Here is a 15413-nt window from a genome sequence, read left to right on the forward strand (position 1 = left end):
ACAGGTTCAGCGCAGCCACTCGGCCGCGTCCTCGTCCAGCCGCGCCGGAAGCTCGCCGAGGAACCGCAGCAGGTCCGCGACCAGCGACTTGGCTTCCGCGGCCGAGAGAATCCCTGCCTGGTAACCGAAAATGCCGGACCAGCCGCCCGCGAGTTCGGGCACCACGGTGACTGTCATCGGGTAGTGCGTGCGCTCGCGGAACCGGGTCCCGGTGATCGCCAGCCCGGGAGCCGGTTCACGCAGTTTCGCCGGGTCCACCGGGTAGTTCTCGAACACGACGAGGCTGTCGAACAACCGGTCCTGACCGGTCAAGGCAGCGAGCTCGGCCAGTCCGACGTGCTGGTGCGCGAGCAGTTCCTGGTGCCGGGCCTGGGTTTCCACCAAGGTCTCCCCCACAGTTCCGGCGAACCGCGCCCGCACCGGAACCGTGTTGGCAAGCAGCCCGAGGATCTCCTCGACACCGTCCACTTCGGACGTCCGACCGGAAACCATCGCGCCGAAAGCAACATCGGTGACCCCGGCCCGAGCCGCGAGCACCGCAGCCCACGCGCCCTGCAGCAACGTTCCCGCCGTAACCCCGTGCCGGGCACCGGCTTGCGTCAACGAAGCGACGAGCTCAGCGTCCACAGTGAACAGTTCCGGCTCGACCGCCGCGGGCTGGCCGGTCAAGAGCTTCCGCGAAGGCAGATCAGCCAGTTCCGTCCGCCACGCATGCCCGCTGACCGCGTGGTCGCGCGCCGCGAGCCACCGCGTGTACCGCGACACCGGCACCGCCTCCGGCAGCGGCTCGCCGGAGTACCCGGCGAACAACTCGGCCAGGATCCGCGGCGCCGACCAGCCGTCCGACAGCAGGTGATGGCTGGTGAGCACGAGCTCGTGCCGGTCCGGACCGTGCCGGAGCACGGTGACCCGCAGCAGCGGCCCCGCAGCGAGGTCGAACCGCTCGGCGAGGTCGTCCGCGAGCAGCTGCTCGACGTTCCCGGACACCTCACGCACCCGGAAGCCGACCTGCGGTTCCGCCGGCAGCACCTGCACCTCGTGCCCGCCCGGGAAGACCGCGCCCAGGTTCGGATGCCGCCGCACCAGCGCGTTCGCCGCGGCCGCCAACGCAGCCAGATCCAGCGCTCCGGCCAGCGAAAACGCCGCCTGCACCGGGTACGGATCCTCGTCGGCTGCCCGCGATTCGCGCAGGATCAGCTCCTGCAGCGGCGTCAACGGCAGCAGCTCGCCAGCCGGTACCTCGGCGGCCAGCGCAGCGAGTTCCGCCTGGAACGCCGCTCCCAGCGCGGCAATCTCGTCCGCGCTGAACTCCGAGGACGGCCAGGTGAACCGCGCCGCCAGCCGGTCGTCGCGCACCATCGCGTTCACCATCAGCGCGTGCCCGAGCGGTCCTCCCGCGGAGCCGAGCGGATCGGCGTCCGGCGGCCGCTGCCACGGCGTCTCCGCCTGTGGCGCTGCCTCGAAGCGGCCGAGGTAGTTCCAGCTGACGTCCGCTCCGGTCGAGGTTCCGCCGAGGATGCCGAACCCGAGCCCGTCGCCCGCGGCCCGGAGCTGGTCGCGGACCGCGGCGATCGCCGTCTCGCCGGCAGGCGGCGCGATCCGGGCGGGGTACATCGCGGTGAACCAGCCGACCGTCCGGGACAGATCGACGGCCCCGGCGAAGTCCGGCGTGTGGTCCGGACGGCCGTGGCTCTCCAGCGCGACCAGCAGCTCCGAACCGCACCAGGCACGGTAAGCCCGCGCGAACGCGGTGAGCAGCACGGCGTCCGGACCGGTCCGGTACGCGCCCGGCAACGTCGTCAGCACTGCCTGCGTGATCTCTTCCGGCACCTCGATCTCGTGGTGCCGCGCAGTCCCGCTGACCGGGCGGGCCGTCGCCGCGATCCGTTGCCAGTGCGGGCTTTCCACCTGCCGCGCCGGTTTGGCCGCGACCAGCGCGCGTGCCCAGCCGAGGAACGACGGTCCGCGATCCGGGAGCTCGCGGCCGAGATACGCCTGTTCGAGGTCGTCGAGGAGGACCCGCCACGACACCGCGTCCACCACGAGATGGTGCGCGACCAGCGCGAGCCGCCCCGGCCGTGACGGACCGGCGTCCACCCAGACCGCCCGCAGCATCGGCCCGGTTCGCGGATCCATCGCGGACCGGACAGCCGCGATCTCGTCGTCCAGCAGCGCCCGCAGATCCGCGTCCTCGCCCGCCGGGACGACCATCAGCACGTCCGCCCCAGTCACTGTGCCTGGTTCCGGAACGCGCAATACGTCGTCGGCCAAGTGCGACCGCAGCACGTCGTGTCGTTCGAGGACCGCGTCGAGCGCCGCCCGCCACTTCGGCACGTCGCCGCCGGACGGCACGCACACTTCGACCCACTGGCAGAAGCTGTCGGCGTCCGAGTCAGCGCGTTCCAGCAGCTGACGCATGATGGGCGTCAGCGGCGCGTCCCCGACCGCGGGCGTGAGATCCGGTGAGACCACCACGGTTTTCTCGCTGCACCGAGCCGCGATCCCGGCGATCGTGCCGCCCTCGAAGACGTCCCGCGCGGTCAGGTGCAGGCCCTCGCGGCGAGCACGCGCGACCAGCCGGAGCGACGCGATGCTGTCGCCGCCGGCGTCGAGGAACCCGTCGTCGATCGTCACGTCCGGGCCGAGCAGCTCCTGAACCACCTGCAGCAACACGGTTTCCGCTTCCGTCGCCGGTTGCCGCGCCGCGGCGACATTCCGCGGACCGGGTGCGGGCAGCGCGGCCCGGTCGAGCTTGCCGCTCGGCCCGAGCGGCAGCCGCTCCAGCGAGAGCACCGCCGACGGCACCATGTGCGCGGGCAGTTCGGCGGCCAGGTACTCGCGCAGCGCAGCGGGATCCGGATCCGCGCCGTCGACCGGCACGACGTAGCCGACCAGCCGCCGGTCCCCGGGCCGGTCCTCCCGGACGAGCACGACCGCGGCCCGCACGTCCGGATGCCGTGCCAGCGCCGATTCGATCTCGCCCGGCTCGATCCGGAACCCGCGCAGTTTGACCTGGTGGTCGGCGCGGCCGAGGAACACCAGCTGCCCGTCCGGCCGCCAGCGCACGAGGTCGCCGGTGCGGTACATCCGGTCGCCGGGCGCGCCGAACGGGTCGGCGACGAACCGTTCGGCGGTCTGTCCCGGCCGGTTCACGTAGCCGCGGGCGAGCTTCGGCCCGGCGAGGTACAGCTCGCCGGTGACGCCGGTCCCGACCGGCCGCAGCCCCGCGTCCAGCACGTACGCCCGCACCTGCGGGTCCGGCCGTCCGATCGGCAGCGGACCCGGATCGTCGGCCGAGTACACCCAGGTCACGGAGTTGATGGTGACCTCGGTCGGACCGTAGGCGTTGAACAGCGCGCGCCGGTCGCCCCAGCGGTGCGCCAGCTCCGGGTCGAGCCGTTCGGCACCGACCACGAAGAACACTTCCGGGTCCACCGTCGCGTCGTCCGGCATCGCGGACAGGAACGACGGCAGCAGGTTCAGCCCGGTCACGCGGTGTTTGGCGGCGTAGGCGAGCAGGTCGTCGCCGGACCCGCGGACCTCCTCCGGCGCGATCACCGAGGTGCCGCCGGACAGCAACGGCAGGAAGAACTGCCAGTAGGAGACGTCGAAACTCGTGGACGCGAAGTGCAGGTACCGCTCGCCGTGCCGGATGCCGACGATGTCCTCCTGCAGCGCGACGAGGCTCGGAATGCCGCGATGGGTGACCGCGACGCCCTTGGGCTTTCCGGTGGTGCCGGACGTGTAGATCACGTACGCCAGCGAGTCCGGCACCGGAACGACATCGTCCCAAGTAGACGGTCCATTGAGGATCATCGGGTCGATCACCGGGAGGCCGAAACCGGGGTCCGAAGTGGATACCACCGCTGCGGGTGCACTGTCTTTCACCAGATGCGCCAGGCGTTCCGCAGGGTACGTCGGGTCCATCGGCACGTGCACCGCACCGGCCTTGAGCACGCCGAACAGCGCAACCACCAGGTCTATGTCGCGTTCCAGCAGCACCGCGACCGGGTCCTGTTCCCGCACCCCGGCAGCGCGCAAGGCGTGCGCGAGCTGGTTCGCCTTCCGGTCCAGTTCCGCGTAAGTCAGGCGGCGATTCCGGCACACGACGGCTTCGGCATCCGGAGTTTCCCGCACCCAGCGGGCGAATTCCTCCAGACAGGTACCGGCTTCCCGCCGCGGCTCAGGTCCGGTTCCTTGCCGGAGGAGAGCCGATTCCTCTTCCGTGTCAAGGGAACGCAGCCGCGCGACCGGTTGCTGCGGGTCGGCCACGAGCTCGTGCAGCAGAGTCGTCAGCCAGCGGCCGTAGGCCTGCACAGTCGACTCGTCGAAGGCCTGCGGCTGGTAGCCGAGGCCGATCGAGATCTCGTCGCCCGGCAGCACGATCACGGTCAGCGGATAGTGCGTCGCGTCGGTGATGTCGACGCCGACGAGGTCGAGCCCGGGCGCGAGCGGTTCGCGTTCCCGGCTGGAGAGCGGGAAGTTCTCCATGACCAGCATCGTGTCGAACAGATCGCCGACGCCCGCCGCGCGCTGGATGTCCGGCAGCCCGAGGTGATGGTGGTCGGTGAGCCGCGCGTTCTCGTCCTGCACCCGCGTCAGCACCGCCGACGCCGGATCGGACGGGGCGAACGCCACGCGCACCGGGATGGTCGTGCCGAGCTGGCCGATCATCGCTTCCACGCCCGGAACGTCGGACGGACGGCCGGACACCGGGCAGCCGAACACCACGTCCTGGCGTCCGGTGAGCCGCGCCAGCAGCACGCCCCAAGCCGTCTGGAACACTGCCGTCGGCGTCACGCCGCGTTCCCGCGCGAAGCCGCGCAGCCGTTCGCTGAACTCGGTGCCGAGCCCGACCCAGATCCGTTGTGGACGGTCCGAAGCGGACTCCGCGGTCGCCGGGGCGAGCCGCGTTCCTTCTTCCAAACCAGCCAACGCCGTCTGCCATGCCTCGACTGCCGCGTTGTGATCGCGGGCGGCCAGCACCCGGTGGTACTCGGCGAGCGGCGGCGCGACCGGAGCGGCCGGCCCGCCGTCGAGTTCGGCGTAGGTGGCCAGGAGGGCGCGGCCGACGAGCGGCATCGACCAGCCGTCGAGCAGCGCGTGATGGATCGTCAGCACGAGCCGGTGTTCGGCCGGGCCGAGGGTGATGAGCAGGAACCGGATCAGCGGCGGCACCGCCGGGTCGAACGGCCGGGCCAGTTCCGCCGCGCATTCGTCCCCGGCGCTCTCCGGGTGCTCGACGTGCCGCCAGTCCAGGTGCACGTCAGCAGGCACGACCTGCACGACCTCGCCCGCCGCCGTCGTGTGCAGGTGGACGCGCAGCGCCGGCTGCCGTCGCAGCAGTTCCTCGGCGGCGGCTCGCATCCGTTCCGGAGCAAGCCGCCCTTCGAGGTGGGTCACCGCTTGCACGGTGTAGACGTCGGGTCCGCCCCGGGTCAGCGTGTGGAACGACAGCCCGGCCTGCAGGGGCGTCGCGGGCAGGACGTCGGCGACCGGGCCCTGCAGTTCGAGCGCGTCGATGTCATGCTGGGTGAGCGTGACGAGCGGAAGGTCCGACGGAGTGAGCCCGCCGGTGTGCTCCCGCGCGTGCGCCGCCAACGCGGCCAGCGCGGTCGACCACTTTTCCTGGAGGCGTTCGACCTCGTCCGGCGGCAGAACCCGGCTCGCGGCGGTCCATTCGACGGCGATCCGCGGCACGCCTTCCTCGCGGACGAAGCAGTTCAGCGCCAGGACCTGCTCCAACGCCTTGGCGGGCGGCTCGATCACGGCGAACGGATCCTCGTCCGGCAGCTGCCAGCCGCCGGACAGCGGAGTGAACCGACCGAGGTAGTTGAGCAGAACGTCCGGCATCTCCGGCGCGAACCCGGCCCCCGGGTCCAGGTACCGCAGGATGCCGAATCCGATCCCACCGTCCGGCACCGTGCGCCGCGCTTCCTTGACCGCGCGCAGCAACCGATCAAGCGTGTCCACACCCGACAGTTCAATGTGGACCGGGTATTCGGCGGTGAACCAGCCGACGGTCCGGGCGAGGTCCAGCCCTTCGCGGCCGTGGCCCTCCATCGTGACGGTGAGCGCGTCTTCGTCGCCGCGCAGGGTCAGCACGAGCGCGGCGAGCAGCACCTCGTCGACACCCGCACGGTAGGCGGCGGGCAGTGTCGTGAGGATCGCCGCGCTTTCCTCTTCGGTGGCGACGGTGACCGAACGATGCGCGGTAGCAACAGTGTCGCGCGTCGGGTCGAGCTTGCTCTTCCGCGTCGACCGCCAGTAGTCGAGTTCACCGCGCCGCGCACCACTCGTCCCTTGTTCGGCGAGCGCCAATGCGTGTCGTCGCCAGGAATTGCGCACGGGTTCGAGCACTCCGCCCTCGCACGCCGTCTGCAGATCAGGCAGCAAGATTCGCCACGAAACCCCGTCGATCGCCAGGTGGTGCACGACGATCACCAGCTGGTCCCCCACCAGCGCGACGCGCAGCATCTCCCCGGCGCGCGGGTCCAATTCGGACGCCAGCCGTTCGGCTACTTCAGCCGGACTCCCTGTCGCCTCGCTGACCGACGCCGAGACTGCGCCCCGCGGCCGGATCACCAACGAGCCATCGGGTTCGACACGAAGCCGCAACACGTCGTGGTGGTCAAGAATCGCCTGAACGCCTTCGCGCAGCCCCGGCACCGGACCGTCCACCCGGAGCACTGTCCACTGTGCATAGCCGACAATCGCGTCCAGGTCCGGATTCAGGTCGAACAACGTCCGCACGATCGGCGGCGCCGGAACCTCGCCGATCGGCTCGTCCGGTTCACTGTCCGGTTCGGACAGATCCCGGCTCGCCGCCGCCAACGCCGCGAAACTGCGCCGCGCCAGCAAATCCCGCGGCCGGAGGTCCAGTCCGTGCGCCCGCAACCGGCTGCTCACGCTGATCGCGGTGATGCTGTCGCCGCCGAGGGCGAAGAAATCGTCGTCGACCGCGACCCGCTCCACGCCGATCACCTCGGCGATCGCCGCGCACAGCAACCGTTCCCGTTCGGTCCGCGGTTCCCGTCCGCCCTCGGCCGCCGCAGGCGCGGGCAGCGCGGCCCGGTCGAGTTTTCCGTTGCTGGTCACCGGAAGTTCGTCCAGCACCACGACCGCGGCCGGAACCATCGCCTCCGGCAACCGCTCCGCGAGCGTCGCCCGAACGTCCTCCGCAACCAGCCCTGAGCCGACGACATACCCGACCAGCCGGGGTCCGCGCACCGCAGCCGCGGCCGCCCGCACGCCGGGAACCGCACCGAGCGCGCTCTCGACCTCGCCCAATTCCACGCGGTGGCCGCGAATCTTGACCTGACCGTCGCGCCGCCCCAAATACTCCAGCCCCCGGCCCGGCACCCAGCGCACGACGTCGCCGGTGCGGTACATCCGTTCCCCCGGCGGCCCGAACGGATCGGCGACGAACCGCTCCGCCGTCCCGCCCGGACGACCGAGATAACCACGCGCCAGATGCGGTCCGGCGAGGTACAACTCCCCGCGGCTGCCCGGCGGCACCGGCCGCAGCGCGGCGTCGAGCACGTACGCCCGCGTCCCGGGCACCGCGAACCCGATCACCGGCTCGTCCCCGGTGATCGGCGCGCTGGCACCGTCCACAGTGGTCTCAGTCGGGCCGTAGATGTTGCGCGCGCGGATTCCGGACGAAGCGACCCGCTGCCACAACGCCGGTGACGTCGCCTCGCCGCCGAGCACCAGCAACGCCGGGTCGAGCGACCCCGCGTCGAGCAACGGAGCCGCCATCGACGGCGTCGTGTCGATGACGTCGATCTGGTCGCGCACGAAAGCGGCGTGCAGCGCATCGACGTCGCGCGCGGTTTCCGTGTCGTAGACGTGCAATTCGTGCCCGCACAGCATCCACAGCAGCTGCTCGATCGCCGAGTCGAAGGCGAAGGAGTACGTGTGCGCGACGCGGAGCCGACGCCCCTGCGCGGTCTCGGCCACCGTGGTCGCGCGATGGTTCCGAAGCAACGTCTCCAGCCCGCCGGACCGGACCAGCACGCCCTTCGGCTGCCCCGTGGAACCCGAGGTGAAGATGACGTACGCGAGGCTTTCCGGATGCCGGTCTACCTGCTCCCCCACCGCCGAGTACCCGGCGATTTCCTCCCGTACCGCCGCATCGTCCAGCCGCAACTGCGGCACGCCCGGCAGCAGGTCCGAATCCGTCACGGCGAGCTTCGGGGTCACCTCGGCGACCAGCGAGCGCAGCCGTTCCGCCGGATGCGCGAGGTCCAGCGGCAGGAACGCCGCCCCCGCGTCGAGCACCGCCAGCAGCGCCACCACCAGATCGACCGACCGCGGCAACGCCAGCGCCACCACGTCGTCCGCTCCGACGCCCCGCGCCCGCAACGCCCGCGCCAGCCGGTGCACCCGGTCCCGCACCTCGTCGCCGGTGAGCCGCTCGTCCCCGCAGACCAGCGCGGTCGGCCCGTCGAGCCCGTCCAGGAACCCTTCTCCGGTCGGGGAAACCGCGGGAGTCGACCATTCGGCAAGCAAGGCGTCGACGTCCGGCACCAGGTCCACCCCGCCGACCACCGGCGCGTCCGCACTGGTGAACGCGGAGATCAGCGCCTTCAACGCGGTGAGCTGCGCGTCGACACCAGCCTGGTCCTGCGAACGCGCGTCGACCTCGAAGCCCAGCAGCAGCCCGCCGCCAGCGGTCGGGAGCACGCTGAGCCCCATGTCCTCCGGCGGCCCGCCCGCGACGTTCCGCATCGTCCCGCGCGCCTCGCCGAACGCCAGCTCCAGATCGAACGCCTTGAGGTTGATCCCGCGGCCGTGCAGCAGCGCACCCGCGCCGGGCACCGCCAGATCCTGCGGCAGGTTCTCGCCCCGGTACCGCTGATGCGCGCGCATTTCCCGCAACGCCTGCGCGACCCGCGCGGTCAGCTCCTCCGGACGGTCGCCCGGCTGCACCTGCACCCGCAACGGCAGCACGTTGACCGCCATCGCCGGGGTCCGCAACGCCGCCCCGACCCGGCACATCAACGGCACCGCGAACACGACGTCCGCCGTTCCGAGCACCCGGTGCAGGAACGCCGCGTAACACGCGATCAGCGCGTCGCCCCAGGTCGTCCCCGCGCGCTTCCCCAGTTCGCCCAGCCCGGCGACCTCGTCCGCGGTGAGTTCGGCACGCGCGGTGAACGTGGCCTCCGGCAGCCCGGCCGCGCTCGCGTCGTCGGCCAGCTCCGGCATCGGCGTGAACCGATCGCACCAGTACGCGCGGTCCTTCGCGAACCGTTCGCTCATCCGGTACTCGCGGTCGGCTTCGACGAGATCGGCGAACCGGCCGAACGTGGACGGCGGCGCCTCTTCGCCCCGCACCGCCGCGGTGTACCGGGCAGCGGTGCGGCGAGCGAGCATCGCGGCGGTGTAGCCGTCGAACACCAGGTGGTGGCCGAGCTGGGTGAACCACACTTCGGTGTCGGAAAGCCGGAGGATCACGTGCGAGAACAACGCCCGGTCCAGCATCCCGCGGCACGCCTCGGCCACCCGCTGCCGCTCCGCCGCGACCCGCGCGTGCGCCGCGGCGAGCGGGTCCGGTTCCCCTCGCAGGTCAACGACTTCCGGCAACGGCACCGGCTCGGCGGACACGGTTTGCCGCGGCCCGTCCGGGGTGTCGTGCACCCGCAGCCGCAGGCTTTCGGCCTCCTCGGCGGTCGCCCGGATCGCCTCGGCCAGCGCCGCGAGGTCGACCGGCGCGCCGGAGATTTCCACGACGTCGCCCACGACGTAGTACGGCGAATCCGGTTCCAGCCGCTGCGCGTTCCAGATGCCCAGCTGGGCGCTGGTCAGCTCGAGAGCGGCGAGTGCGGTGCTCAACTGGTGACTCCCGGGGTCAGAGCGACGGCACGACCATCGGCGTGCCGGTGACCGGATCGGGCACCACGACGCTCGGCAGGTCGAAGACTTCCTTGATCAGCGCGGCGTCCACGACCTCGCCGGGCTCGCCCTCGGCCACGACCCGGCCGTCGCGCATGGCGACGACGTGGTCGGCGTACCGGCAGGCCTGGTTGATGTCGTGCAGCACCGCGATCACCGTGCGGCCCTCGTCGCGCAGCCGCTTCAGCAGCTCCAGCACTTGATACTGGTGCGCGATGTCGAGGAACGACGTCGGTTCGTCGAGCAGCAGGTACGGCGTGCGCTGCGCGAGCACGACCGCGATCCACACGCGCTGCCGCTGCCCGCCGGACAGCTCCTGCACCGGACGGTCGGCCAGCCCGGCGACGCCGGCCGCGGTCATCGCGCCGACCACCGCGGTCTCGTCCTCCTCGGACCACGACGACAGCAGCGACTGGTGCGGGAACCGCCCGCGCGCGACCAGCTGCCGGACGCGGACGTCCTCCGGCGCGGACGGATCCTGCGGCAGGAAGCCGAGTTCCTGCGCCAAGGCCTTGGCCGGATACGCCCCGACCTCGCGGCCGTCGAAGGTGACGCCGCCGTCGGACGGGCGGAGCAGCCGGACGAACGCGCGCAGCAATGTCGATTTGCCGCACGCGTTCGGGCCGACCACCGCGGTGAACGCGCGGTCGGGCACGTCGAGCCGCAACCGCGTCGACACGACGCGGTCGCCGTAGCGCAGGGTGAGGTCCCGCGCGGTCAAGCGGGCGGTCACTTCCGCCGCACCTCCTTGGTGAGCAGCCAGATCAGGTAGCAGCCGCCGATCGCCGTGCTGACCACGCCGACCGGCAGCGAGACCGGGGCGAGCAGCATCTGCGCGACGAGGTCGGCACCGGCAAGCAGCAGCGCACCGGTCAGTGCCGCGGGCAGCAGCGGAATGCCGGGCGCGCGGGCGAGACGGCGGCCGATCTGCGGCGCGGCGAGCGCGACGAACGCGATCGGCCCGGCTACCGCGGTGACCGTCGCCGTGCAGGCGACACCGATCACGACCAGCTGCAGCCGCAGGGATTCGTGCCGGACGCCCGTCGTCACCGCGAGTTCCGTGCCGAGCGCCGCCTGGTGCAGCGCGGGCGCGCGGGTCAGCAGCACCGCGAACAGCACAGCCAGCACCCCGAACGGCACCGCGACGTCGCTCCATCCGATGCCGTTGAGCGAACCGGCGCTCCAGCCGACCGCGGCAATCGCCACCTCGAGGTCGGCGCGCAGCACGATCCACGAGTTCAACGCGGTCAGCATCGCGTTGATCGCGATCCCGATGACGATCAGCCGCAACCCGGACCGGCTGCCGCCCATCGACAGCAGATAGACCGCGGCCGCGGTGATCAGCCCGCCGACCACCGACGCGAACGTCAGCTGCGCCGACGACCCGGACAGCACCGTCATCGCGATCAACGCGCCGGTGTAAGCACCGGAGTCGAGACCGATCACGTCCGGGCTGCCGAGCGGATTCCGCGTGACGTTCTGGAAAATCGCCCCGGCCAGCCCGAGCGCGGCCCCGAACACCAGCCCGGCCGCCACGCGCGGCAACCGCCATTCGCGGATCACCACGCCCGGTCCGCCGCCGGACCCGCCGAGCGCGGCGAACACCCGCGCCGGACTCGCCCAGGCCGCGCCGTAGCAAAGCCCCAGCAATGCGAGCCCGGCGAGAACGACGCCGAGCACGGCGACGAGAACGACCGTGCGACGCTCGACCCGCAACGAAATCCGCCCTCGGCGGAACACGAACGCGGTCATAACGCGGCCGTCCCGTACTTGCGGACCGCCCAGATCAGCACCGGACCGCCGACGAACGCCGTCACGATCGCGACCGGCACCTCGCCGGTCGGCAGCAGCACGCGCGAGCCGATGTCCGAGACCAGCAGCAGAATCGGGCCCAGCACCACCGCGAACGCGGTCAGCCACGGCACCGACGCACCCGCTGCTCGGCGCGCGAGATGCGGCACGATCAGGCCGACGAACAGAATCGGCCCGGCCACCGCTGTCGCCGCCCCCGCCAGCAGGGTGATCAACAACAGCGTCACCGCACGTATCCGGGCCACGCGCGCGCCGAGCGTGTGCGCGACGGTGTCGCCCAGCGCAAGCGCATTCAGCTGGCGGCTCAGCAGAAACGCGGCGACCACGCTCACCGCGATGACGATCAACGGTACCGTCAGCGGAGCCTGTTCCCGTCCGGCCAGCGAACCGACCGCCCAGAACCGGTACCGGTCGAAGGTGTCCGGCAGCAGCAACCGCAGCCCGAGCGAAACGCCGCTGAGCACGAACGTCAGCGCGGTGCCGGTCAGCACCATCCGCAACGGCGACCGCCGGCCGACCGCGTAGACCAGCAGGGTCGCCAGCACCGCGCCGAGCACCGCGAACAGCAACTCCCCCGACGCGGAAACGGCGATGCCGAGCGCGGAACCGATCGTGATGGCGAACCCGGCCCCGGCCGTCACGCCGAGCACGCCAGGTTCGGCGAGCGGATTGCGCGACAGCACCTGGACGAGCACCCCGGCCACCGCCAGCGCAGCGCCGACGCCGACCGCCAGCAGCGCACGCGGCGCGCGGACGTCGCGCACCACCGCCTGATCGGCCGGATCGCCGTGCCCGAAGATGGCCTGGAGCACCTCCGCCGGCGCGATGCCGTGCGCGCCGACGCCCACGCTGACCACGGCCACCGCCGCCAGCAGGACGACGGCGGCGGCCAGCAGCGCGGTCCGGCTGCGCGCGGTCACTTCTTCAGCAGCGGCGCGAACGCCTGGTCCACCGCGTCCAGCGTCTTCATCGCCGCCCGGTAGGTGGCCGCTTCGGTGTAGCGGAAGGCGAACGTCTTGCCCGCCTTCACCGCGGGAAGTTCCTTCCACAGCGGCGAATCGAGCACGTACTTCACCGCGGGCGGCACCGAGCCGTCCGGCTTCACCGAGTAGGTGATCGCGTCCGCCTGCGCGAACGCGGTCGGCAGCTCCTCGATCGACGGGTACTCGCTGACGTCCTTCGAACCGCCGCCCTTGACCTTCACCTGGCCGAAGTAGTTCGCGCCGATGTCCTGCGCGACGTTGGTGCCCCAGGAATCCTTGAACTCGCGCTGGAAGTTGCCCTTCGCGACCTCGCCGTACGCGCCGACGTGCCCCAGTTTCAGCTGCGGCAGCACGGCTTTGTACTTGTCCGCGAGCTGCTTCGCCTTCGCCTCGTACTCCTGGCGCGCGGCGTCGAACCCGGCCAGCGCGCCGGCCGCGTCGGACTGCTTGCGCGAAAGCTCCCGCCACGCCGACGGCACCGACGGGCCGATCGCCACGACCGGCGCGATCTCCTGCAGCCGCTTGACGTCGATGTCGGCGAGCACCGGCTTCGGCACGCCGATCACGATCAGGTCCGGATCGGCCTGCGCGATCGCCTCGTAATTCGTCTCGGCCGCCTGCTCGCCCGCGACCTTCGGCAGCTCGTCGTACTTCTTGCGGTCCTCGGTCGTCATCATCGGCAGGCCGCGCTTCCACGTCGAAATCCCGACGAGCGGCGCCTTCGCCTCGAGCAGCGCCGGAACCGCGTAACCGGTCGCGATCACCCGCTTGGGCTTGACCGGGATCTTGATCTCGCCGTTGTCAGCGGCGAACACGCGGGTCGGGGCGTCGCTCCCGCTGCTGCTCTGCGCGTCGCCGGAACCACAGCCGGCGACGACGGTGAGGGCGACCGCGAGGGCAGCGGCGGCGAGACGGGTCTTTCTGGTGACGGTCATGCGAGGGTCCTTGCTGTTGCTGATGAATCAGTGGTCGTGCTCGTCGTCGAAGTCCGCGACGCCGCGTTTCCAGTAGCCGGTCACGTCGTAGTCCTCGCGGGCGAGCCCGAGGTCGTCGCGCAGCCAGCGGCGCAGCGGCTTGATCGCGCCCGCTTCCCCGGCGATCCACGCGTAAAGCCGTTCGCCTTCCGGCACCTTGACTTCGCGCACGGCGTCGGCGAGCATCTCGACGCTGCCCGGTGCGGCGGTTCCGCGGTGCAGCCAATGGACTTCGACGCCGTCCGGCGCGTCGAGGTCGATCTCCTCGCTCGCGTCGGCGACCTCGGCGAACGCCCAGCCCGCAGCGGTCCGCGGCAGTTCCTCCAGCCAGCGCGCGAGGGCGGGCAGCGCCGTGATGTCGCCGGCGAGCAGGTAGCGGTCGTAGTTGTGCGGCACGATCAGCCCGCCCGGCGGACCGGCGACGTGCACGGTCTCGCCCGGCCGCACCGCGCGCGCCCAGTCCGAGCCGAGACCGCCGTCGTGCAGCGCGACGTCGAGGTCCAGCTCGCCGGACGCCGGGTCGTAGCGGCGGACGGTGTACTCGCGCGAAACCGGCGACGGCTTCGGCCAGCGGAGCATGTCACCGTTCGCCTCGGGCAGCCGAAGCTCGCCGTCCGCGTCCGGGAAAAGGATCTTCACGTGCTCATCCGGCGAATGCGCCTCGAACCCGGCCGTGCCCGGTCCGCCGAGGGTGACGCGCAGCAGTCCCGCGCCGACCGCGCTGGTCCGCACGACCTCGGCGCGCCGGATCCGGATGGGGTACGGCACTTTCTCGGCCTGCCGCCCCGCGCGGACCTCCGCGATCCGGGCGGTGTGGCGGTGCCGGTGGGTATCCCGGCTCACTGCGAGCCGCCGGTGAGCAGCTTCGTCCAGTGCCCGAGCCGCGGGTCCTCGGCGAGGTCGGCGAACTCCAGCTGGGGCGCGCCCGCGCCGCGCCACTTCTCGACCAGGCTCATGATCCGCATCGAATCGAGGCCGAGGTCGGCGAGATCGGTGTCCGGGGTCAGCTCGTCGAGGCCGCAGCCGAGCAGGTCGGCGACGTCGGCGTTGACCTGCTCGGCAGTCAGTCCGGGGGTGCTCATCGAGGTGCTCCTGCGGGAATCGGCGCCGACAGCGCGGCGAGCGCGTCGGCGGTGGTGGTGACGACGCCGCAGCGTTGCGCGACGTACTCGCACGCCTGGTCGTGCCGGGAGCGGTCGAAGTCCGCGACCGCGTCGCTGATCAGGAACGGCCGGACGTCGCGCATGAACGCCTCGACCGCCGTCGTCTGGCAGCCGATGTGCGCGTACACGCCGGTGATCAGCAACTGGTCGCGGTCGCCGAGCTGCTCGCGGAAAGAGCTGCGCTGGAACGCGCTGTAGCGCCATTTGTCCAGCACGGTGTCGCCCGGCCGCGGAGCCAGCTCGTCGACGATGTCCGCCGCGCGCGGGTCGTCGTCGATCACCGCGCCGATGCCGTCGCCCCAGAATTCGGTGAGCAGCCCGCGATCGGCGGCGGGCTGCTTGCCCGGCTGCGCGGTGTAGAACACCGGCATGCCGTAGCTCCGCGCCTTCTCGGCGAGCTCCGCGATGTTCGCCACCATCTCCGGAATCGGCGAACCCTCGTACGGGGCAAGGAAATACCGCTGGACGTCGTGCACGAGCAAAGCCGCCCGCGCCGGGTCGGGCCGCCACCCGACCCGGCCCGCGGGCAGGTCCGCCGCCGCCGGCAGCGGGTACGCCCGGATTCTCGGCAGGGACACGCT

The 15413-nt window shown here is 71.8% G+C and carries 8 protein-coding genes; all 8 read right to left on the reverse strand.

Annotated elements, in window-relative coordinates; translation table 11 throughout:
* Positions 1-6: 6 nt before the first annotated feature.
* Genes EIZ44_RS26835 through EIZ44_RS26870 form a run of 8 tightly spaced genes read right to left on the reverse strand, consistent with a single transcriptional unit; the run spans position 7 to position 15410 of the window.
* A complete protein-coding gene (locus tag EIZ44_RS26835; protein ID WP_134731921.1) occupies positions 7-9840 on the reverse strand; it encodes a non-ribosomal peptide synthetase in 9834 nt (3277 codons plus the stop codon).
* A 16-nt stretch (positions 9841-9856) separates the two neighbouring features.
* Positions 9857-10633, reverse strand: coding sequence for an ABC transporter ATP-binding protein (locus tag EIZ44_RS26840; protein ID WP_134731923.1), 777 nt, complete (start codon positions 10631-10633; stop codon positions 9857-9859).
* Entirely contained in the window at positions 10630-11652 is a 1023-nt protein-coding gene (locus EIZ44_RS26845; protein WP_134731925.1) for a FecCD family ABC transporter permease, read from the reverse strand. The genes EIZ44_RS26840 and EIZ44_RS26845 overlap by 4 nt, the downstream gene beginning before the upstream one ends.
* Positions 11649-12632 carry a FecCD family ABC transporter permease gene (locus tag EIZ44_RS26850; protein WP_037819824.1) on the reverse strand — a complete coding sequence of 328 codons (984 nt, stop codon included), beginning with the start codon at positions 12630-12632 and terminating at the stop codon, positions 11649-11651. The genes EIZ44_RS26845 and EIZ44_RS26850 overlap by 4 nt, the downstream gene beginning before the upstream one ends.
* A complete protein-coding gene (locus EIZ44_RS26855) occupies positions 12629-13630 on the reverse strand; it encodes an ABC transporter substrate-binding protein (RefSeq protein WP_037819826.1) in 1002 nt (333 codons plus the stop codon). The genes EIZ44_RS26850 and EIZ44_RS26855 overlap by 4 nt, the downstream gene beginning before the upstream one ends.
* 27 nt (positions 13631-13657) lie before the next feature.
* Positions 13658-14512, reverse strand: a complete 855-nt coding sequence (locus EIZ44_RS26860) for a siderophore-interacting protein (protein ID WP_134731927.1) — start codon at positions 14510-14512, stop codon at positions 13658-13660.
* On the reverse strand, positions 14509-14751 hold the full coding sequence (locus tag EIZ44_RS26865) for a phosphopantetheine-binding protein (protein ID WP_134666574.1): 243 nt from the start codon (positions 14749-14751) through the stop codon (positions 14509-14511). The genes EIZ44_RS26860 and EIZ44_RS26865 overlap by 4 nt, the downstream gene beginning before the upstream one ends.
* Positions 14748-15410 carry an isochorismatase family protein gene (locus EIZ44_RS26870; protein WP_134666572.1) on the reverse strand — a complete coding sequence of 221 codons (663 nt, stop codon included), beginning with the start codon at positions 15408-15410 and terminating at the stop codon, positions 14748-14750. The genes EIZ44_RS26865 and EIZ44_RS26870 overlap by 4 nt, the downstream gene beginning before the upstream one ends.
* Positions 15411-15413 lie beyond the last annotated feature (3 nt).

Source organism: Amycolatopsis nivea (genome assembly GCF_004522235.1).
GTDB classification, from domain to species: Bacteria; Actinomycetota; Actinomycetes; order Mycobacteriales; family Pseudonocardiaceae; genus Amycolatopsis; species Amycolatopsis nivea.